At 42.3% G+C, this 20,907-nt stretch carries 20 protein-coding genes and 2 pseudogenes; 13 read left to right on the top strand and 9 right to left on the bottom strand.

What is annotated here, in order from left to right:
* Positions 1–88 precede the first annotated feature (88 nt).
* The 7 genes from pdxR (at position 89) to COP04_RS19790 (ending at position 6,439) form a co-directional block, all read left to right on the top strand.
* Positions 89–1,471, top strand: a complete 1,383-nt coding sequence (gene pdxR / locus COP04_RS17460; protein WP_100489191.1) for a MocR-like pyridoxine biosynthesis transcription factor PdxR — start codon at positions 89–91, stop codon at positions 1,469–1,471.
* Between the two features lie 592 nt (positions 1,472–2,063).
* The gene (locus tag COP04_RS17455; protein WP_100489190.1) at positions 2,064–2,933 is read left to right on the top strand and encodes an AraC family transcriptional regulator; all 870 of its coding nucleotides are present in this window, start codon (positions 2,064–2,066) and stop codon (positions 2,931–2,933) included.
* Entirely contained in the window at positions 2,934–3,392 is a 459-nt protein-coding gene (locus COP04_RS17450) for a GyrI-like domain-containing protein (protein ID WP_100489189.1), read from the top strand.
* 1 nt (position 3,393) lies between these two features.
* Positions 3,394–4,335, top strand: coding sequence for an ABC transporter ATP-binding protein (locus COP04_RS17445; RefSeq protein WP_100489188.1), 942 nt, complete (start codon positions 3,394–3,396; stop codon positions 4,333–4,335).
* A 4-nt stretch (positions 4,336–4,339) separates the two neighbouring features.
* Positions 4,340–5,095, top strand: a complete 756-nt coding sequence (locus COP04_RS17440; protein WP_100489187.1) for an ABC transporter permease — start codon at positions 4,340–4,342, stop codon at positions 5,093–5,095.
* A gap of 782 nt (positions 5,096–5,877) precedes the next feature.
* Positions 5,878–6,102: a carboxymuconolactone decarboxylase family protein gene (locus COP04_RS17430; protein ID WP_100489186.1), complete on the top strand. Its 225-nt coding sequence runs from the start codon at positions 5,878–5,880 to the stop codon at positions 6,100–6,102.
* 46 nt (positions 6,103–6,148) lie between these two features.
* Positions 6,149–6,439 carry a hypothetical protein gene (locus COP04_RS19790; protein ID WP_162297123.1) on the top strand — a complete coding sequence of 97 codons (291 nt, stop codon included), beginning with the start codon at positions 6,149–6,151 and terminating at the stop codon, positions 6,437–6,439.
* 45 nt (positions 6,440–6,484) lie between these two features.
* Here the strand turns inward: COP04_RS19790 and COP04_RS17420 are convergent, their stop codons facing one another.
* Entirely contained in the window at positions 6,485–7,417 is a 933-nt protein-coding gene (locus COP04_RS17420) for a helix-turn-helix transcriptional regulator (protein ID WP_100489184.1), read from the bottom strand.
* Between the two features lie 126 nt (positions 7,418–7,543).
* Here COP04_RS17420 and COP04_RS17415 point away from each other — a divergent pair, with 126 nt between their 5' ends.
* Together COP04_RS17415 and COP04_RS20375 are read left to right on the top strand one after the other, a co-directional pair.
* On the top strand, positions 7,544–8,182 hold the full coding sequence (locus COP04_RS17415) for a type 1 glutamine amidotransferase family protein (RefSeq protein ID WP_100489183.1): 639 nt from the start codon (positions 7,544–7,546) through the stop codon (positions 8,180–8,182).
* Between the two features lie 158 nt (positions 8,183–8,340).
* On the top strand, positions 8,341–8,565 hold the full coding sequence (locus COP04_RS20375) for a hypothetical protein (RefSeq protein ID WP_239984927.1): 225 nt from the start codon (positions 8,341–8,343) through the stop codon (positions 8,563–8,565).
* Here the strand turns inward: COP04_RS20375 and COP04_RS20370 are convergent.
* Both COP04_RS20370 and COP04_RS20365 read right to left on the bottom strand, forming a co-directional pair.
* Positions 8,457–8,765 (bottom strand): hypothetical protein, encoded by a 309-nt coding sequence (locus COP04_RS20370; protein ID WP_239985018.1) that lies wholly within the window; start codon positions 8,763–8,765, stop codon positions 8,457–8,459. The two genes, COP04_RS20375 and COP04_RS20370, sit on opposite strands and share 109 nt — an antisense overlap.
* Positions 8,766–9,043: 278 nt before the next feature.
* Positions 9,044–9,235 (bottom strand): annotated as a pseudogene (locus tag COP04_RS20365) (recombinase family protein); the annotation flags it as partial.
* Between the two features lie 532 nt (positions 9,236–9,767).
* Here COP04_RS20365 and COP04_RS17405 point away from each other — a divergent pair.
* From COP04_RS17405 to COP04_RS17390, 4 genes and pseudogenes are all read left to right on the top strand, one after another.
* Positions 9,768–10,766 carry a tRNA dihydrouridine synthase gene (locus COP04_RS17405; protein ID WP_100489182.1) on the top strand — a complete coding sequence of 333 codons (999 nt, stop codon included), beginning with the start codon at positions 9,768–9,770 and terminating at the stop codon, positions 10,764–10,766.
* Positions 10,717–10,881 (top strand): annotated as a pseudogene (locus COP04_RS20360) (23S rRNA (uracil(1939)-C(5))-methyltransferase RlmD); the annotation flags it as partial. The gene COP04_RS17405 and the pseudogene COP04_RS20360, both read left to right, overlap by 50 nt.
* 322 nt (positions 10,882–11,203) lie before the next feature.
* Complete coding sequence (ppsA, locus tag COP04_RS17395; protein WP_100489181.1) at positions 11,204–13,819, top strand: phosphoenolpyruvate synthase; 2,616 nt, start codon at positions 11,204–11,206, stop codon at positions 13,817–13,819.
* 194 nt (positions 13,820–14,013) lie between these two features.
* Positions 14,014–14,397 carry a VOC family protein gene (locus tag COP04_RS17390; protein ID WP_100489180.1) on the top strand — a complete coding sequence of 128 codons (384 nt, stop codon included), beginning with the start codon at positions 14,014–14,016 and terminating at the stop codon, positions 14,395–14,397.
* A 309-nt stretch (positions 14,398–14,706) separates the two neighbouring features.
* Here COP04_RS17390 and COP04_RS17385 read toward each other — a convergent pair whose 3' ends face one another.
* The 6 genes from COP04_RS17385 to COP04_RS17360 all read right to left on the bottom strand — a co-directional run bounded on the left by COP04_RS17385 (position 14,707) and on the right by COP04_RS17360 (position 20,805).
* Complete coding sequence (locus tag COP04_RS17385; protein WP_100489179.1) at positions 14,707–15,231, bottom strand: NAD(P)H-dependent oxidoreductase; 525 nt, start codon at positions 15,229–15,231, stop codon at positions 14,707–14,709.
* Between the two features lie 175 nt (positions 15,232–15,406).
* Entirely contained in the window at positions 15,407–15,841 is a 435-nt protein-coding gene (locus COP04_RS17380; RefSeq protein WP_100489178.1) for a MarR family winged helix-turn-helix transcriptional regulator, read from the bottom strand.
* Between the two features lie 232 nt (positions 15,842–16,073).
* Entirely contained in the window at positions 16,074–17,120 is a 1,047-nt protein-coding gene (locus tag COP04_RS17375) for an aldose epimerase family protein (protein WP_100489177.1), read from the bottom strand.
* A 20-nt stretch (positions 17,121–17,140) separates the two neighbouring features.
* A complete protein-coding gene (locus tag COP04_RS17370; RefSeq protein WP_100489176.1) occupies positions 17,141–18,622 on the bottom strand; it encodes a UDP-glucose--hexose-1-phosphate uridylyltransferase in 1,482 nt (493 codons plus the stop codon).
* A gap of 11 nt (positions 18,623–18,633) precedes the next feature.
* On the bottom strand, positions 18,634–19,623 hold the full coding sequence (galE, locus tag COP04_RS17365; protein WP_100489175.1) for a UDP-glucose 4-epimerase GalE: 990 nt from the start codon (positions 19,621–19,623) through the stop codon (positions 18,634–18,636).
* Between the two features lie 12 nt (positions 19,624–19,635).
* Positions 19,636–20,805: a galactokinase gene (locus COP04_RS17360; protein ID WP_100489174.1), complete on the bottom strand. Its 1,170-nt coding sequence runs from the start codon at positions 20,803–20,805 to the stop codon at positions 19,636–19,638.
* Positions 20,806–20,907: the final 102 nt, after the last annotated feature.

Genomic DNA, 20,907 nt, shown 5'->3' with positions numbered 1-20,907 from the left:
TCTTCTAATATAGGATATATTATTATACATATTGACATTTTATAAGATACAATTTCAAATAAATTAACATGTCAAAAGGAGATTTTAAGTGAAAAATACCATTTTTGCTTTTAAAAATGACTCCCCCAAATACAAACAAATATACGAGCAGTTTAAATCATTTATTGAGCAAGGTGACATACTTGCCGATGAGCAACTACCTCCCATTCGTCATCTTGCAGATTCCCTTCAAGTCAGTCGTAATACAACCTTAATGGCTTATGATCAACTTGTAGCTGAAGGCTATATTCGAGGAGAAGGTCGAAAAGGTTATTTTGTCAATGAGTTAGAACCACTTGTATTTCAAGAAGCGTTAAAGTCCCACAGCAAAAAACAAACAGAATCAGCGAAACCTGTCCGCGTTGATTTCCGAGCAGGCGTGGTAGATCAAACACATTTCCCCTTATCAATTTGGAGGAGAATGTCCAATCAAGTATTAACTTTCCAAAAGAGTTTTCTATACGGGGAGCACTTTGGTGAAATGTGCTTACGTGAACAAATTTCCGAATACTTACTGCAGTCTCGTGGGATGAAAGCAGATGCAAATGCCATCGTTATCGGCAGTAGTACGCAACAAATACTTATCTATCTTGGTCTTATACTGAAGGATGATTACCCCAGCATTACAGTAGAGGACCCTGGCTATGATGGCGCCAGGAACGCCTTTCAATTCCATCATTTTATGCTTGAAACTTTACCCGTTTATGAGACAGGTGCTGATTTTTCAAAACTTGAACAAATGGAATCTCGATTAATCTATGTCACGCCTTCCCATCATAGTCCTTACGGGGTAAGCATGCCGATTCAACAACGGCAAACGCTTATTCAATGGGCTAACCAAGTGCAAGGATACATTATCGAAGACGACTATGATAGTGAATTTCGCTATACGCAACAACCATTTCCGGCTCTCGCTTCCATTGATTCGGCAAGGGTCATTTATCTCGGAAATTTCTCAAAGTCTTTTCTTCCAGGACTCCGTTTAAGCTATATGGTGTTACCACAACCACTTTTAAAACGTTATAAAAATCAGTTTCTTCATTTCGAGAGTACCACGTCACTTCTTAGCCAACTGACAATGGCTAAATTTATGGAAGAAGGAGAATGGAATCGGCATATTAAGCGCATGCGTCTTGTTTATAAACGAAAAATGCAACATTTAGTATCTTTATTAAAAAAACAATTTGAGCAAAATGTATCCATTATTGGCGAACAGTCTGGTCTGTACATATTAGTCAAAGTACACACGAAGCATTCAGAAGAACAGCTAATCCAACGCGCCTACGATGGGGGTGTTAAAGTGTATCCTACTTCGCCCTATTTCATTAAAAATAATACTGATCAACCTTTAATTAAACTTGGCTTTAGTAATCTTTCTTTTGGTGAAATCCAGCTTGGAGTGAATCTCTTGAAAAAAGCTTGGTTACTGTAATCTGTTGTTGGCAAATCATAATAAAGCCATGAAACCGTATTCCTAATCTGTAAAATTGTTCCATTACCAAACAAAGTTGTGTCACTTTGAAATAAAGTTTGATCAAAAATATCCCACAAATCATCGTTCTGGGGCACATAAAAAAATCCATTTTGAAGAAGATTGATCAAAATGGATTCCTCGCTTTTTAAATGAACACACTGTTTGATTAAAACTCACTTAGAACTCTTCAATCGAAAAGGGGTAAAATGGTTTAACTTTTTTATAAACGGTTCAACTTTTTCAAAACAGTGCAACTTTATTTCAAATCCATCAAGAGGATATATACTCTCTTTTTATTAAAAATAGCAATATTTTATTTCAAAGAGTGATTAACTAATATTTGTTCTTTTTTGCTTATGAGTAAATCTTCCTTATAGTTTCAATGGATACACAATCTTGGTCAGTCTCTATTCCTGTCGATTCTCATTATGTAATTGGTAATCCCCATCTATGAATAGGTTGGGGATTATTTGATGTTTACAAAACCGGACACCAAAAGAGAAGTACATATTTTATATTGTGCTAAGCTTTTATACAAGGGGGTGGTGATATGGAGTGGTTAAAGCGATTAAGTCAAGCGATTGATTATATAGAAGACAACTTGAAAGATGATATTTCCTATAAGGAAGCCGCAAAAATAGCCTGTTGTTCAACCTATTATTTTCAGCGAATGTTTTCTTATGTAGCAGGTATTTCGCTTTCTGATTATGTTCGTCGTAGGAGAATGACAGAAGCAGCTTTTGAATTACAGGTAAGCGATGCGAAAGTCATAGATATTGGTTCAAAGTATGGTTATGTTTCGCCCACATCATTCAATCGTGCATTTCAACATGTTCATGGTATTGCCCCAACTGCTGCTCGTATAGAGGGAACGTCATTAAACGCCTATCCTCGTATTCGTTTTTCCATTAACATTATTGGAGGTGAAAGGATGAGGTATCGAATTGAGACAAAATCTCCTATTAGGATTGTTGGAGTTAGGACTGCATTACAAGAGGATATGGAACAAAACCAGAAAATTGTTCCCGTATTTTGGGACAAAATGCTGAAAAGTACATCGTTTTCGGAAATCTGCAGACTTACAAACAAGGATTCGTGCTATATTCTCGGCGTTACAGCCTATACGAATCCGCAGAATATTTATTACTACATAGCTGCACCAACGGATAAGCCTGTACCTGAAGGCATGACTGAATTTGAGATACCTGCCGCTACTTGGGTGATCTTTGAATATAACGGGCACTTTAAGGAATCCGTTCAGACCATATTTAAACGATTTCTTACAGAGTGGCTTCCCGTTTCAGGCTATGAATACGCTGAGCTACCGGATATAGAAGTTTATCCTGTAAATGATGAGAGATCAAAAGGCGGCCATGCAGAAGTCTGGGTTGCAGTTAAGAAAGAACGAGGTGAAAAATAAATGGACTATCAAATTGAACTTAGAGATATCGAACCGATTCGAGCAGCCTTTATAAAGTACAAAGGGATCGCCACCCAAGCAAATAAAGTCTTCCCGAATGTATTTAAGTCTATTCAGGGCAAAGCAAACGGCGCACCATTTTTCTGCTACTATGTCATGGATCAGAAATCGAAAATGGGTGAAATGGAGTTGTGCGTTCCTACCGCTGAAACCCCAAACGGTAATGGTATTTCAGTAAAAGAAATGCCACGAATAAAAGCTGTTTGTGTGACCCATATCGGTACTTATGAAACGATGAATAACGCCTATGTAGCAATTGACCATTATTCGCGGGAAAATAACCTGACCTTACGGCCGCCGTTTAGGGAAGTTTATATCAAAGGGCCGGGAATGTTTCTGAAAGGAAATCCTAAAAAGTATATTACAGAAATACTGTTTCCGATTAAAGAGGAGGAGTAGAATGTTAGCCATTGAAATAAATAAATTGGTTAAGCAGTATAAAAACGGCGTCCGAGCTTTGGACGAGTTAAGTTTGACGGTAAACAGCGGAGAGATCTTTTCTCTACTCGGTCCGAATGGGGCAGGTAAATCTTCTCTTATCAACATACTAACAACATTTTACAAGCCTACATCTGGAAAGGTAACCATGTTGGGGAAAGATTTATGCAAGGAACCTGCTTGGGGACGAACACAGATCGCTTGTGTTGCGCAGAGTATTTCTATTGATGAGCATCTGTCACTGATGGAAAATATGATCTTTCAAAGCAGGCTCTACAAAGTGGACAATGTTACGGCGAAAAAAAGGATCAACACCCTGATTGATCTTTTTGGACTGTCGCAGTATGTAAAATTCCCAGTTGCTTCCTATTCTGGTGGAGTAAAGCGTCGATTGGATATTGCAATGAATATGGTATCGATGCCTAAAATACTTTTTTTAGACGAACCAACAGTTGGTATGGATATTTCATCCAGAAAATCCATGTGGAAAATCATGTGCAAACTTCGGGATGATTTTAAAACAACGATTTTCCTGACCACTCATTATCTTGAAGAAGCTGATCAACTTAGTGATACCATTTGTGTTATAAAAGAAGGTCATGAATTGGTACAGGGAACTCCTCAAAATTTGAAGCAATATACCCGGCAAAACATACTTAGTATTGGCTTTTCAGATATGAAAAAAGCGAAAGATTGTGCAGAGATACTTGCTCAAACACACATACTTCCGTCCATCAATATCCGTAAATACTCAATTCTTGCCGATGCTGCAGAGGGCAGAAAGACTTTTGAAAATGTAAATAAGTGGCTTTTGGAAAACAATGTTCCTTTTGAGGCAATTGAAATCGCACAGCCCAGCCTTGAAGATGTGTTCTTGAAGTTAACGGGGACGGAAGGAAGGTAACCCAATGGATACAATGGTAATTTTATGGCGTAACATAAAGTGGCGTTTTAAAAATCCTATTTCAATACTGCTTACCATAATACAGCCTCTCATTTGGCTTGTATTGTACAGTGCAATTGCAGAGCAGTCTATGAAGCAAATATCAGGCGGTAACTATACTGCGTTTATACTGCCCGGTATTATGGTGCTTGTTACACTTGCAGTTTGTAGCAGTGGTGGTTATATCAATTTTATTATGAAATCCAAAGGAAGTTTCTACAGGATACTCATAGCACCTGTGAAACGAAGTTCTGTTGTTTTGGGGCAAATGCTGGAAGCAGTTCTTGTTTCATTCATTGAAATAGCTATTATGCTTGTTCTGTCTGTATTCTTATCAGTACGTATGACATCTGGATTTACTGGATTGCTTCTGATGTTACCTCTTATTTTTCTTACGGCATTCTTTATGTCAGGTTTGGCATATGCGATTAGTCTGTGTTTGCCTAATGAAGCAATTTATGAAACGATCATGAATCTGATTGTACTTTCTGTATTCTTCACTAGTACAGCATTAGTTCCACTGAACAGTATATCAGGCGGCTTGAAGATTGCGGTCATGATCAATCCGTTCACTCATATTATAAATTGCCTTCGGAGTCTGATTCTGGGAACATCTATTGATTGGTTGTACGTTTTACTTGTAACAGGGTTATTTATCTGTCTCTGTTTCGTCAGTTTTTTATTGGCCTTTTGGAGACTGAGAAAAGAAACAGTCCAATAATTATGATATTTACTAGTGTTACGTGAGTTTAATAGGAATAGAGTGCTTTACTATGGGATTGTTATTTCTCCCAACAAACAACTTATATTTACCTCCTTAATTTAAAAAGAAGGGAATGCAGGTTATAAATAAAGTTACCTTTTAAAAAAACCATTTTCAATTTGAGATAGCGACGGTCTAACTCATATTCAATTATGTAAGACTGCAAAGGAATATGTCTATACAAAAACCTGTACGGGTGCTTACGTCCGTTCAGGTTTTTTAAATTCTTAAAAATTTTTTTAGATAGGAGGTATTTCCCGCAACAAATATCATCCTCTCGGTGAGAGTTAGTGTGGAAGAGGGGAAGAAGAATGAAATTTTCTTAATTCTCACTGGCTAAGAAAGGAGGTGATACACCATGAAACTGTCTTCTTTCAACAAATTACCACATGGAAGGCTCAACTGTCAGATACAGGATGACTTTCAGACGACCATCCAATTTGATTATCTAGCAAGAAAAGTGATGATACGTACCAAAAGTAATTACCGCAGGTCTATTGGTAGACGAAGCAGACATGAACTCTTTATGTCAGAAATTTCCGAATTTGAACTAAATAAACTTCACACCTCATATGGGATCCCATTCTGGTGTGTCCACTTAAAAGACTAACTCAATTTTATATGTGCGTGGGAACAGGTCGGATGTTGGTATAAAAAAGCTATACAATAGGCTAATCAACTTCGCAGAAATATGCTTAAATGTTTATTAGCCATTATGCTGAATAGAAAGATGGATTAAAATGTCAGAAAAAAGCGCGCTTGATAAAAAGACTCACGAACTCGCCTATATTTCTGTATTAGTGCCGACAAAAATGTATGGTGGACTGCCATTTCATATCCAGCAAGCAAAAGAACATGGTGCAAGCGTAGAAGAAATAAAAAGTGCTATTCTTGTGCCCCTGCCAATTATGGGTATTCAGGTTGCAGATGCATTACCATACTTGAGTGAACTTATCGAAAAATAATCATTACAAAGGGCACCCTACGATGTGATTTCGTAGAGTGCCTCGTTTGTTTTCCTGCCTATTCATTTACATCCACCGTCACGCCGGATTTAAATTCCACGGTGAATTTATCCTCGTAGACGGTGACCTTTTCAATCAACCGGCGGACAAGCGGCTCGTCGTATTCCGTCAGAGCGGTGGGTTGCTCCCGAAGGAAGGTGCCCATGTCGGTGATACGCTTTTTCTGCTCATCCCGCCCGGCGCTTTCCAGCTGAAGCTTCTGCTTATCCTCGTGCAGGCGGTAAAGCGAAAAAACACTACCCGTTCATTGATAGGCTTGATAGTTGGAACGGAATAAAAAGGGCAAGGCAACTCGTTTGTCTTTTTCGTCTTACTCCATGTATTAACTTTCGTATATGGTAGCTATATCATGTATTCTACGCTTCATTTCTGCGCGGATATGTAACGGCTCTAAACACTCGCATTTATCCCCAAAACTGAAAAGAATATTGTAGTAGTATTCGTTCTCTATGAAAGGAAAACTAACAATGTAATGCTCATCACCGTCTGGCGAAAAGTTTTCATAAGTGCAATAATCAAGTACCCTGTCCATAACAGATTTATGAATACGAATTTTGATTTTTGTTTGCATAGTTGCCACAATATCAGAAAAATCTAACTGCGGTTTTTGATAATCTCGTGGCGTAAAAAATTCTTCTTGTATTTGTAGGTTTGATGTGCGGGATAGTTTGAATAAGCGAAAATCATTTCTTTTATAGCAATACCCTTGCCAATACCAATGACTACTTTTCAATACAAGCTGATACGGCTCGGCTGTTCGTGTGGTTTTATTTCCGTAGCGGTCTGCATATTCAAACGAAAGTAGCTTGCTTTCCTGTAAAGCTGTTTTGATAATCTCTAAATAGGGTTGTATGTTCCTGTTGCCTATCCACGGACTTAAATCTATATATATTTGATTTGCTTTTAATTCAATGTCTTTCGCTCTGTCGGCGGGGATAAAACTCTTGACTTTCGCAAGGGCGTTTACCAGTTCGTCCCCTCGTATCATGTTGGAAAGACTGGAAAGCCCCATCAAGATAGCGGAAAGGTCGGCAGTCGAAAAAACCTTTTTATCAATCTTGTATTTCTGCATGATTTCAAAGCCGCCGCCCACTCCCGATGCCCCGCGAACAGGAATACCCGCCATGTTGATAGTGTCTATGTCGCGGTAGATTGTGCGAGGTGAAACTTCAAACATATCTGCTAACTCCTGTGCGCCTATACGCTCTTTATCAAGGAGTATCATAATAATGCTAACAAGCCTGTCAACTTTCATCTGATAGCCGCCTTTAAAATTTCTTGTTATCATTTTAAATTGTTGCCATACTGTTGTCAACGATTGCATAGTACAATAAAAAAGCAAGCAAATCAATCTACCTATCAATGAAAATGGAGGAAATTTATGTTTACAATCTACGTTTACGCTCTTGATACTTTAGCGGACTGGGAACTGGGGCATGTTATTTCGGAGCTGAATTCTGGTCGATTTTTCAAAAAGGGCGCGCAACGTGTATCGCTCAAAACGGTTAGTTATTCTCAAGAGCCAATCAATACAATGGGCGGGATGACAATAGTGCCCAATTGCTTAATTGATGATATTGTTGTGAGTGAAACAAGCATGTTGCTATTACCGGGCGCAGATACATGGAACGACCCAAAGCATGGCGCTATCATCGAAAAAGCAAGCGAATTTCTCTCTTTAGGCGCTACGGTGTGTGCAATCTGTGGGGCTACCGCTGCGCTTGCCAACTTTGGGCTATTGGATAAGCGTCCGCATACCAGTAATGGACCGGGATTTCTTGAAATGGTTTCTCCTGGTTATAAAGGGCAAAGTTTTTATATAGACAAGCCATCTGTAGCGGATAACAACCTTATTACTGCAAGTTCCACCGGAGCTTTGTTGTGGGCGAAACAAATTATTGAGCATTTAGGTGTTTTTCAATCAAACACACTGGAATCTTGGTATGAATATTTTAGTACCGGTGAGCCTAAACATTTCTTTGCCCTCATGCAAACTTTGCCGTCTAGCAATGAAAACTGATCCACCTATGTCATAAACAGGACATAGACCATATGATAAGTGCTTTCAGAATATGGGTATCATATAAATTTCGATTAAAAATTCTACTTGATTAGAAACTTAGAAAGTGGACAAGGTACTTTACGGATACAACGATTCGGTAAATACCTTGTTTACTTTTGCCTTTATTCATCCACATCCACCGTCACGCCGGACTTGAATTCTACGGTGAATTTGTCCTCGTAGACGGTGATTTTTTCAATCAGACGCCGGATAAGCGGCTCGTCGTATTCGGTCAGGGCGGTAGACTGTTCTCACAGGAAAGTGCCCATGTCGGCGATGCGCTTTTTCTGCTCGTCTCGCCCGGCGCTTTCCAGCTGAAGCTATCCTCGCGTAGGCGGTAAATCTTCTCGGCGACATCCTCATAGTCGGCTCGGGCACCGGTCTGCTTCAAAAGCTCCTCCTGCAGTTCTGCCAGCCGCTTGTCGACATCGATAAGTGGCTGGCCTTTTTCGGATTCCAGAACGGCTTCGATGTTCTTTTGCAGAGTGACGAAGAAGGTATCCTTGTCACTCCATGTCTGATTGATTGCAGTAACCAGCACTTACTCAATCTGGCCTTCCGGCACGGTACGGGTATCGCAGAATAGCCCAGTGTTTTCAAGACGGCTGATGCACCGCCAGACGATGGACTTCTTGCCACGGTTGACCAATGAATCCTGCGGTAAAACTCTCTGCAGCAGCCGCAAAAAACGATGTTCGACAGACAGTGGCTGCTGCTGAAGACCCGGTTCTTCCCATTTGGGTTGGTGTGGACGATGCGACGGCGCGCCAATTCCTCCTGTACCTGCATAAAAATTTCACGCGGAATGATGGCTTCGTGGCTGTTTTCCACGTAATACTGCGGCACAAGGCCGTTGTTCTTGACACGCTGTTTGGTGAGGAAGTCTACGGTGTAGGTTTTCTGCAGAAGGGCGTCGCCGATGTATTTTTCATTCCGAAGAATTGTGCTGATGTTGCTGGTATGCCACCGTTCCCGACCCGCGCCATTCAGAATACCGTCCGCCTTATGCATGGCTCATACAATTGGACGGCGACAGCAAATTATAATGAAGAAACGCTAGCTACTGCCTTAGATCGAGAATTCGTGAAAAAATTTGCTGATGAGTTTATGAGAATGTATGCGAAAAAACGTCGTTGACATATTTCCGCGAACCGCGAATTCTCATTTATATTGACTTACGGGTGGATATGTTCCCAAGAACGGATAATTCCACAAAAATCACTATCGACTTTTTTCCGAGCACGAAAAAATGACAAATTACACTCAAGACATCAAGGTGCACTTATCGAGCCACGTATAAGTAATTGTTTTACTCGAGAGAAAATTGTCTAACTAAAAAATAAACTTCTGAACGAAAATAAACATTTCCGATTTCCGGGTCCCAAACGCCCTTTTCTTATTTGGTTTTGTTAAGTATAAAAATTATTCAAAATCTATATAGTTTGCTTTAAAGTGCTTAAGCATGCTATAAGTGTTAAGAAAACAATTTTGGGGATAAAGATTTTGTTCTGGTATTCCATAATGTGAGGATTTGAATTTAACTATGATCGATAATTTTTGGCGTGATTTACCACGACCTTTTTTTGCACTGGCACCAATGGAAGAAGTGACGGATGTAGTTTTTCGCCATGTAGTGAGTGAAGCAGCTAAACCTGACGTGTTTTTTACAGAGTTTACAAACACGGAGAGTTATTGTCACCCAGAGGGGATCCAAAGTGTACGTGGGCGTTTGACTTTTACAGAGGACGAGCAACCTATTGTAGCCCAAATATGGGGGGATAAGCCTGAATACTTTCGGCAAATGAGTATTGGTTTGGCGAAGCAAGGGTTTAGGGGTGTGGATATCAATATGGGCTGTCCAGTACCTAACGTGACAAGGCATGGGAAGGGAAGCGGTCTTATCTTGCGTCCCGAAGTCGCAGCAGATTTAATACAAGCAACAAAAGCAGGGGGATTGCCTGTAAGTGTGAAGACAAGGCTGGGTTACACTGATGTAGACGAATGGCACGACTGGCTCACACACATATTGAAACAAGACATTGCTAATCTTACCATTCATCTGCGTACAAGAAAGGAAATGAGCAAAGTCGATGCCCACTGGGAACTCATCCCGGAGATTAAGAAGCTTCGTGACCAAGTGGCACCAGATACACTTTTGACGATTAATGGCGATGTCACTGACCGTCAAACCGGCTTGAAACTCGCTGATCAATATGGTGTGGATGGGCTAATGATTGGGCGTGGTGTTTTTACAAATCCATTTGCTTTTGAAAAGGAACCGAAAGATCATAGTAGTAAGGAACTGCTTGATCTCTTAAGGTTGCATCTGGATCTCCATGATCAATATGCGGAAGAATTAGAGCTACGTCCGTTTACAGCTCTTCATCGCTTTTTTAAAATTTATGTCCGTAGTTTTCGAGGGGCAAGTGAATTAAGAAACCAATTGATGAGCACAAAGTCAACAAATGAGGTGCGTGCATTGCTTGATAACTTTGTTCGGCAACAAGACAAAGACGATCTGGGGCCGCAATCTGATCTATGATCAAACTGGCGGCATTACCTTCGCAATATCTGCACGCTCTTTCTTTCATGTCAACCCGATACAGACCGAAGTATTGTATGGAAGAGCCCTTGAGTATGCGGCACTCACTGGAGAATAAATGATGATTAACGCTTATTGTGGTATAGGAACGATTTCTGGACTTTGGGGACAGCCTCTTCATTGTTTGAACTATTTCAGCTCGTTAAATAACTATTTTATTTAATTATAAATGGATGTACGTTGGCATCGTGTTAGCCTTTTCAAGGTTTACCTTTTTGAAAGTTAAACCCCTCCATCTTAATTGGAGCATATAAAAAACCGCAAATGCAGACTATTTGTTTGCATTTGCCGGTGCTATAATGCAATAGCTTGTTAATGCGATTTGTTTGGGGGGTACTCTCATTAAATTCAAAAAATTTCCAATGGGGGGGAAATACGTGAGTTCCTATGTGCTTGGCTTTAAGGACATTGACAAAACAAAACTCATGGCTGTTGGTGGTAAAGGTGCGAATCTGGGGGAACTTTGCAAGATTGAAGGTATACGCGTACCAGATGGCTTTTGTATTTCTACAGAAGCCTTTAAAAAAATCATTGGGGAAACGCCGGCGCTTAATGAATTGCTTGATCAGTTATCGCTTCTAAAGGTGGAAGACCGGGATAAAATCGGTGAACTGAGTGGTGAGATTCGCAGGGTCATCGAGGGGAAAGCCATCCCTGAAGATATTACTGAAGAGATCACCCGCTTTCTCTCCAGGCTTGGAGAAAAAAATGCCTATGCTGTACGATCCAGCGCAACTGCAGAAGATTTACCGGCGGCCTCCTTTGCCGGCCAGCAGGATACGTATTTGAACATTATTGGAAAGAAGGCAATCCTCAAGCACATCTGCAAGTGCTGGGCATCGCTGTTTACTGAGCGGGCAGTAACCTACCGCCTTCAAAACGGCTTTGACCACCATAAAGTCCATCTGTCCGTGGTTGTTCAGAAGATGGTCTGCCCACAGTCATCAGGAATTTTGTTTACAGCCGATCCCGTCACGTCTAATAGGAACGTGTTGTCCATTGATGCCAGTTACGGGCTTGGTGAGGCTCTGGTTTCAGGTTTGGTGAATGCTGATAACTATAAAGTGCGTAATAGTAAGGTTATTGATAAGAAGATACCCGCCAAGAAGCTCGCTATTTATGCCTTAAAAGACGGCGGGACGAAGGAACAGGAGATTGAGCCCGAGCGGCAGAATAGGCAAGTGCTGACGGATGAGCAGATTTTGCAGCTTGAGCGCATGGGAAGAAAGATCGAAGAACATTTTAGCAGCCCACAGGACATCGAATGGTGTTTAGCTGAAGATACCTTTTATATTGTCCAGAGTCGGCCAATCACGACGTTATACCCGATCCCTGAAGCAAATGATCAGGGAAATCACGTTTATCTATCTGTTGGTCATCAGCAGATGATGACCGATCCCATGAAACCATTGGGATTGTCGCTGTGGCAGTTAACAACTGCCCGACCCATGTATAGAGCTGGCGGAAGGTTGTTTGTTGATGTCACGCAACAACTGGCTTCACCGGCCAGCAGAAAAGTTTTATTAGCTGCCATGGGGCAACATGATCCACTTTTAAAAGACGCACTGATGACCATCATAGCGCGGGGAGACTTTATAAAATCGTTACCAGATGATAAGCAAGCACAGCGTTCCGGTAAAAACAATAAAAGTGTGTCATCTGTGGGCTCTGAGGCTCCAATCAAAAATAATCCGACAATTGTTTCTGATTTGATAAAGCGTAGTCAAACATCGATAGAAGAGTTAAAACAAAACATCCAAACGAAATCAGGGCTGGATTTATTTAATTTTATTCTGGAAGATATCCAACAATTAAAAAAGATTTTATTTGATCCACAAAGTTCGGGTGTCTTTATGGCTGCTATGAATGCTTCATCATGGATTAATGAAAAAATGAACAAGTGGTTAGGCGAAAGAAACGTAGCAGATACGCTTTCTCAATCTGTACCAAACAATATTACTTCGGAAATGGGCCTAGCGCTACTGGATGTCGCAGATGTGATTCGTCCTTATCCGGAAGTCATTGATTATTTACAACATGTAAAAGAAGATAACTTTTTGAATGAACTGGTTAAGTTTGATGGTGGGCGGGAAGCCCGAGAAGCTGTCAATGCTTATCTCAACAAATATGGAATGCGATGTGTCGGAGAAATCGATATTACTAAACCGCGTTGGAGTGAAAAACCAACGACACTTGTCCCGATGATTCTCAGTAACATCAAAAACTTTGAGCCTAATGCCGGCAGTCGGAAGTTTGAGCAAGGACTGCGTGTTGCTTTGAAAAAAGAACAAGAGTTATTAGATCGATTGAAACAATTACCGGACGGTGAGCAAAAAGTCAAAGAAACAAAACGAATGATTGACCTAATCCGAAATTTCAGTGGGTATAGGGAATATCCAAAATACGGCATCGTTAATCGTTACTTCATTTATAAGCAGGCTTTAATGAAAGAAGCCGAACAACTCGTACAAGCGGATGTTATTCATGAAAGAGAAGATATATTCTACCTCACTTTTGAAGAGTTTCGTGATGTTGTGCGTTCAAATAAACTGGAAAACAAAATCATCAGGAAACGAAAAGCCGAGTACAAGTTATACGAAAAACTGACTCCGCCACGTGTGATCACCTCTGATGGTGAAATCATTGCAGGTGAGTACAAACGAGAAAATATCCCGGCCGAAGCTTATGCAGGACTTCCTGTCTCTTCTGGAGTTATAGAGGGGCGGGCACGTGTCATCTTAAACATGGAAGACGCTGATTTAAAATATGGAGATATACTGGTCACCTCCTTTACTGACCCTAGCTGGACACCGTTGTTTATATCCATAAAAGGTCTAGTCACCGAAGTTGGTGGACTGATGACCCATGGAGCTGTGATCGCGCGTGAATATGGCTTACCGACAGTTGTCGGGGTAGAAAATGCCACCAAACTGATAAAAGATGGCCAGAGAATCCGGATCAATGGAACGGAAGGCTATGTTGAAATTCTATAAACGGGGAAGATGTTATCTTTCTTCTGTGGAATTAAATAAAAGATGAAAGCTAAGAAGGCTGTCCAATCAGGGGCGCCTTCTGAGAAGAAAAAAATAATGACATGAGTCAATTTCATAATATTCAATAGCTTTTGCTTGCAGCAAGATCGTTCGCACAGCACTATGCGCCACAAATATCAATGGAGGTAAACAGTATGAAAATCATTGTTACCGGTATATTTGTACAAAATCAAGACAAGGCACTGGAGTTTTATTCAAAAAAGCTGGGGTTTGTAAAAAAGGAGGATGTTCCCGTCGGAGAATTTAGGTGGATAACGCTTATTTCTCCCAATGATCAAGACGGTACCGAGCTTTTACTTGAACCGAATGATCATCCTGCCGCAAAGGAGTATCAAAAGAAAATATTTGCCGATGGTATCCCAGCAACAATGTTTGGCGTTGCAGATATTCGCGAAGAGTACGAACAACTAATGGAAAAAGGCGTGAAGTTTACGATGGAACCGACAGAAATGGGCGAAGTCACAATAGCTGTCTTCAATGATACATGCGGCAATCTTATTCAGATCGTGCAGAAGTAACTTCATGACCGGTTCAAAATGACTTATATATGCTTTCAAACTATGGTACGGTTTTATGGTGATAAAAAACTATATCTAGGTTTCGGTGGTTGTTGCTCTGGAGTGTGGTGTACAAGAGAATAAGATTTGTGAAAGAGAGATACTGATTGAAAAAAAGCGGCACAAAGATCTACTTTTGTGTCGCTTTTTTGGGACGAAGATATTGAATTTATTACGGTGCGGCGCACAGGCCATTTACATACAGGTAATGGTTTTCGAAAAATGGGATGCAGCCGATTCGGGATCAGGCTGTTTTAGGAACAGGGCGGATCAATGTTCTGCTTTAAGGTACTTAACTAATTCTTCTGCACTTTGTTTAGCTTCTTCATTTGAGAACAGGTTAACTCCCAGTTTATTAAAAATAGGGAGGAAGCGCATGCCAATCAGGTTTGCGGTCGCCTGGAAGGGCCTGAGGAGTTCACTGATCGTGAATTTGTTTGAACCTCCGGCCTGATAATGAACGCCCGATCCGCCGATTGATACAGCTAGTATAAAGTCTTTTCCTTGTAAATTCGTTCCTCCAGATCCATAGGCCCAGCCGTGTGTCAGCACGACATCAAACCATTCTTTGAGCAGTGAAGGACTGCTGTACCAGTACATAGGGAACTGAAAAACAATTCGGTCATGCGCCAATAGAAGTTGCTGCTCTTTATTCACATCGATGATTCCGTTCGGATACGCACCATACAGGTCGTGAATGGTAATGTTTGGTTCTTGCTGTAAACGATTCATCCAAGCTTTGTTGATCATAGACTGTTCCAAGTGGGGATGAACGACAATATCCAGTATTTTCATTATTCAATGATCCTCCCTTATCAATTATAATTTCATATTCAATCGATTCTTATACATCAAAAAACATAGGCAATCCGATTAAGGCACAGGCGATATCGATGATATAGATCACCGAATCTACAAGACGGAATCCTCCTTACTTATATTTGTATATGCAAATGAAAGGCTAAAAAAATTATTGATTCTGTTCCAGCTTATTGCTCGCTTCATGAAGCATCTTGCTTAAATCTTCGCTGAACTCACGTCCTAAGATCTTAGAATAATGATCAAACAGGAGTTCGAGAGACTTTCGAAACCGTTTGTAGATCTTTTCTCCTTCATCCGTCAGAGCGATGTAGGTTTCCTTTCCGCCTGCCGTTCGTGTGACGAGTCTTCGTCTTTCAAGTTTATCGATAAAACGTGTACTCGTCGAAGGTGCAATGGACAATCTGTGGCATAGTTCTTTCTGCGTCATGCCCGGATGGAATCTGACAGTCATGATCAAGTACAGGTAAGTCGGCGCAAGATCATCGTCATCAAACGTTTTTTCAGCTAATTTCGTGATGTTGCGGGCAAATCGGCTGGCAGTAAAATAGAGACACCGGGTCAAAAGCTGATTCTCTTCGCACATTTTTCTCAGTCCTCATTTCATTTGCATATACAAATTACCACATAGCACGATGAGGATCAAATGAAAAGACTCACATCATTTTTGCATGCCAATAGTCTTCATCTTTAGACACTCCAATAGAAGGGTTAATCGCAGGAAACGTATTCGTCCACTTCGTTTGTTTAAAAGAAAACAGGTCATTCCACCATCAGATGAAATGACCTGTTTTGTTAAACTAACGACTAATCTTTGATCAAATCAAATCGAATCGATAAACGGTATCGGCTTCATATTTCACGCCGGGACGCAAAATGATGTTGCCGAATCCTTCATGGTGAATGGCGTCGGGCATCATTTGTGCCTCCAGTGTCATGCCGAGATGAGCTTTCATCGGCTTTCCGTCCATGACAATCTGGCTGGAAAGCGCATTTCCGGAGTAGACAACGACCGCGTTGTTCGTCGTTGTCATGGAGACTTGTCTGCCGCTCAACGGTTCTTCCAGTACCGCATCGGGTCCTTCCCCGCTCTTATCAAGAAAGAAAGGATGATCGTAGCCGTTAACCAATTTGTTTTGCGGGTAATCAGAGTCAAACCCTTGCTTAAGCGCCGCACTTTTTGTGAAGTCAAACGGCGTATCCGCAACATCGATCAACCTGCCTGTCGGCGTACCGTCTTTTTTTATCTCGCCAAATCGGTGACTTGCCAACTTCAGCAGGTGACTGTCGACCGTCCGGTCAGGATCGCCGGCCAGGTTAAAGTAGACGTGATTGGTCGGATTGAGCAGAGTGGGCTTATCCGTCGTCGCCTCGTAGTGCAGATGCCATTCATTTTTCTGATTCAGACTATAGAAAACAGATATATTGAGATTTCCGGGAAAACCATTCGTTCCGTTAGGACTGAACAGATCGAAGCGAACACCGACTTGATCCGCTTTGCTGAAAGGGTGGCTGTCCCAGATCAGGTGTTCAAAACTATCCGGTCCACCGTGATTTGTATTTTTGCCGTCATTCAGAGGCAGCTGATAGTTCGTTCCGTCAATCGAAAACCTGCCTGCGGTGATTCGACCGGCTACTCGGCCAACCGTCGCTCCGAAATAGGCGTCCTCTTGCAGATAATCGTGAAAATGATCGGATCCGATGACAACACGGGTGGTATTACCTTGCTTATCCGGTGCCTCGATGTTGGTAAGCGTCGCTCCATAGTTCATCACTTTCAGTTTCATCCTGTTGTCGTTAGTCAGTGTGTATTGCCAGATGGTTTGATTGTGAAACAAACCGAACTCAATCTTCGAGACTTCCATATTGAGACACCCCCCCTTTTTCAAATCGACTGAAGAAATCGCATGAAGGCTGTTTGCCCCTTTTCGTCACGTTTATAAACCCCGGCATCTTCAAGAACACGGCCGAAGACTTTGCCGACTTCCTGGTTCACGATCTGTTCTGCATTGCCCACATTCAGCTCCGGATGGTGTTGCTTGATCCGATCCGCCCAGTCTTTATGGTAGTCCTTCATCTGATTTTCCTTTCCAAGCACATAAGCGACAACTTCCTTCAGTTCCGGCTTGAGCCGCGGTGGCAGAATCGCCCGTCCCATCACTTCGATCAAGCCGATATTTTCTTTCTTAATATGCTGGACATCCGGATGAGGATGAAAGATTCCGAGCGGATATTTTTCCGATGTCTGATTGTCGCGCAGCACGAGATCAAATTCATAGAGCTGTCCACGCCGGCGGGCGATCGGGGTAATTGTATGATGCGGCTCGCCATTAGTTTCCGCACGGACACCGACCGATTCATCAGAATAATGGCGCCATTTATCAAGAATTTTCTCTGACAGATCAATCAGTTTTTCTTTGTCTGCTCCGGTCAATCGGATGACCGACATCGGCCATTTAACGATACCGGCTTTGATTTTCTCAAAATGTTGAAAAGATACCGGTTTTTCAATCGGCGCTTTGGCCATCGGGAAGTCATGGCGGCCACCCTGATAATGCTCGTGAGACAAAATCGATCCGCCCACGATCGGCAAGTCAGCATTGCTCCCCACGAAATAATGCGGGAAGCGGTCGATAATTGCGAGCAGCCGGATAAATGTTTTGCGGTTAATCGTCATTGGCTCATGCCTGTGATCAAGGAAAATGCAATGTTCGTTAAAATAAGCGTAAGGGGAATATTGGAATCCCCATTCCTCATCAGTTAAATTCAGGCGAATGATGCGGTGATTGCTGCGTGCCGGATAATTAACCCGACCGATATAACCTTCGTTTTCCATACACAATTGGCAAAGCGGATAACCGCTGTCCGGCATTTTTTTTGCCAACGCAATCTGTTTCGGATCTTTTTCCGGCTTGGAAAGATTAATCGTGATTTCCAGATCGCCATACGTCGTAGGCGACGTGAAGATAATGTTTTTCGCAATCGCTTTGGTTTTAATATAGTCGTTATCCTTGCACAAACGGTAAAAATAGTCGGTAGCCACTTCTGGCCCTTTGGCATCATAATGCTGCCAAAACGTTCGGTTGACCTCCGACGGCGGAGGTGTGATGAAATCCATGAGCCGGGCACCGAGCACGTCGCGTGTCCCCTGGCTATCGTCAATCTGCTGATTCTGAATGGCCAGTTCGATCAGGTCGTCTTTCATTGAAATCAGATTATCATTGCTTGCTTTGGCTGTTTTGTCCGCATTGCCCTCGCCGACGAGTCCAAGAATTTGATTGAGTAAATAGCGCTGATCCATACGTTCATAATTACTTTGTGCAATCACTTGGTCAACAAAATGGATCATTTCTTCTTTATAGTTCATTGGAATAGCTCCTATTCCTTATAGCCGTCCGGATGTTTCGCGTGCCAGGTCCAGGCGGTGCGGATGATTTCATGAATATTGTCGTATTGAGGTTTCCAATGCAGGATTTCACGTGCCTTATCGCTCGCGGCAATCAGGGTGTCCGGATCACCGGGACGCCTCGGTCCGATCTCTGCCCGAATTTCCCTGCCAGTTACTTCGCGGGCGGCCTCAAGAATCTGATTATTAGAAAAACCGGTGGCAGAGCCTAAGTTGAAGCAGTCGCTTTGACCGCCATTTTTCAGATAGCCGGCGGCTAGGATATGCGCATCGGCCAGATCAACCACGTGTACATAGTCGCGGACATTCGTTCCGTCCGGTGTATTGTAATCATCGCCGAACATGATCAGTTTCGGACGCTTGCCGACCGCAACCTGCAGAACAACGGGAATTAAATGAGTTTCCGGGTGATGATCCTCACCGATGCTTCCGTCCGCTTTGGCTCCGGCAACATTAAAATAACGCAAGGCAACAAAATGAATGCCGTAAGCGAGGTCTGCCCAGTGAATCATTTTTTCCATTACCAGTTTGCTTTCGCCGTATGGATTGATCGGCACTTGCGGATCCGATTCCTGAATCGGCACTTTTTTCGGTGTTCCGTAGGTGGCCGCGGTGGAGGAGAAGACGATTCGCTTGACGCCGAACTGCTTCATCACTTCCAGAAGTGTGATCATACCGCCGATATTATTATCGAAGTATTTCAACGGCTTTTCCATTGATTCGCCGACGAGTGAGAAGGCGGCAAAATGGATGACGGTATCGATCGATTCCTTGTCGAAAACGCCGGCAAGGAATTTTTTATCACGAATGTCGCCCTTGTAAAAAGTAGCTTGTGGATGAACTGCGGTACGGTGGCCGGTCACCAGATTATCGACCACAACCACCGAATACCCTTTTTCAATCAGACGGTCGACTGTATGAGAGCCGATGTAGCCGGCTCCACCTACAACTAAAATGGACATAGACACTTCCTCCTATTCTGCTAATCTTTTAGCGCCGTCGGCAATCTCGGCGATGTAGAACGATGGAGCATATCCGATTTTCTCTTCATAGACTTGCCCGACGTGTTTGGTGAATGCATCGACATGTGATTTTTCGACAAGCGCGATGGCGCATCCACCGAAACCGGCACCCGTCATGCGTGCACCGAGGACGCCTTCTTCCTGCCATGCCGTTTCAACAAGTGTATCCAGTTCCTTTCCAGTCACTTCATAATCGTACTTCAAAGATACATGCGAGGCATTGATCAATTTGCCGAATGTTAACAGATCATTATGGATCAGCGCTTCTTTAGCCTTGAGTGTCCGCTGGTTCTCAGACACTGCATGGCGCGCGCGCTTAAGCAGATTTTCTTTATTGATTAAATACGTATTCTGGTCGAATGCATCGTTATCCAAAGCGCCGAGTGAATGGATATCCAGCCGGGTCTGTAGCGCAGCCAGTGCTTCTTCGCATTCGCTGCGCCGCTCGTTGTACTTGGAGTCGGCAAGTTCGCGCCGCTTGTTTGTATTCATGATGATAATGACATGATCGTTCAGTTTGACGGGGATCAGATCGTATTTCAGTGTATTGGTATCGAGCAAAATCGCGTGATCGGCTTGACCCATCCCGACGGCGAACTGATCCATAATGCCTGAATTTACACCAATAAAGTTATTTTCAACCTGCTTCCCTGTTTTCACCAGTTCGATGCGGTCGCAATTCAAATGGAATAAATTATCGGCGATGACACCGGTGAGTAGTTCAATCGATGCGGAAGAGGAGAGTCCGGCACCATTCGGAATGTTGCCGTAGATATAAATATTTATCCCTTTGTCAATCGAGTAGCCCTTCTCTTTGAGAAAATGGAACATACCTTTCGGAAAGTTTGCCCAATTGTCTTTCTTATCGTAGGACAAATCGTTGAGATCAAAAGAAATAATTCCCAAATCTCTGAAGTTCTCTGAGAACACGTTGATTGTCGTGTCGCTTCGTTTCTGCGCGATGCCATATGTTCCAAGCGTAATCGCACAAGGAAAAACGTGGCCGCCGTTATAATCGGTATGCTCGCCGATCAGGTTAATACGTCCTGGAGCGAAGTAAGCCGACGGATGATCGTCACCGAAGAGATTGATGTACGACTGTCTGAGTTTAGTTAAATCCATATCGATAACCACCTTTTTTACTAAAATTAACACCTAAATCATACTTTATCATCCGGCACTATGCAAGCCCTTTCAAAACAATTTTGTTATTTTACTGCGTTA

The organism is Sporolactobacillus pectinivorans, from assembly GCF_002802965.1.
Taxonomy (GTDB): Bacteria; Bacillota; Bacilli; order Bacillales; family Sporolactobacillaceae; genus Sporolactobacillus; species Sporolactobacillus pectinivorans.
Note: the sequence above shows the minus strand (reverse complement) of the source record. Positions and strands in the feature narration are given on the sequence as shown.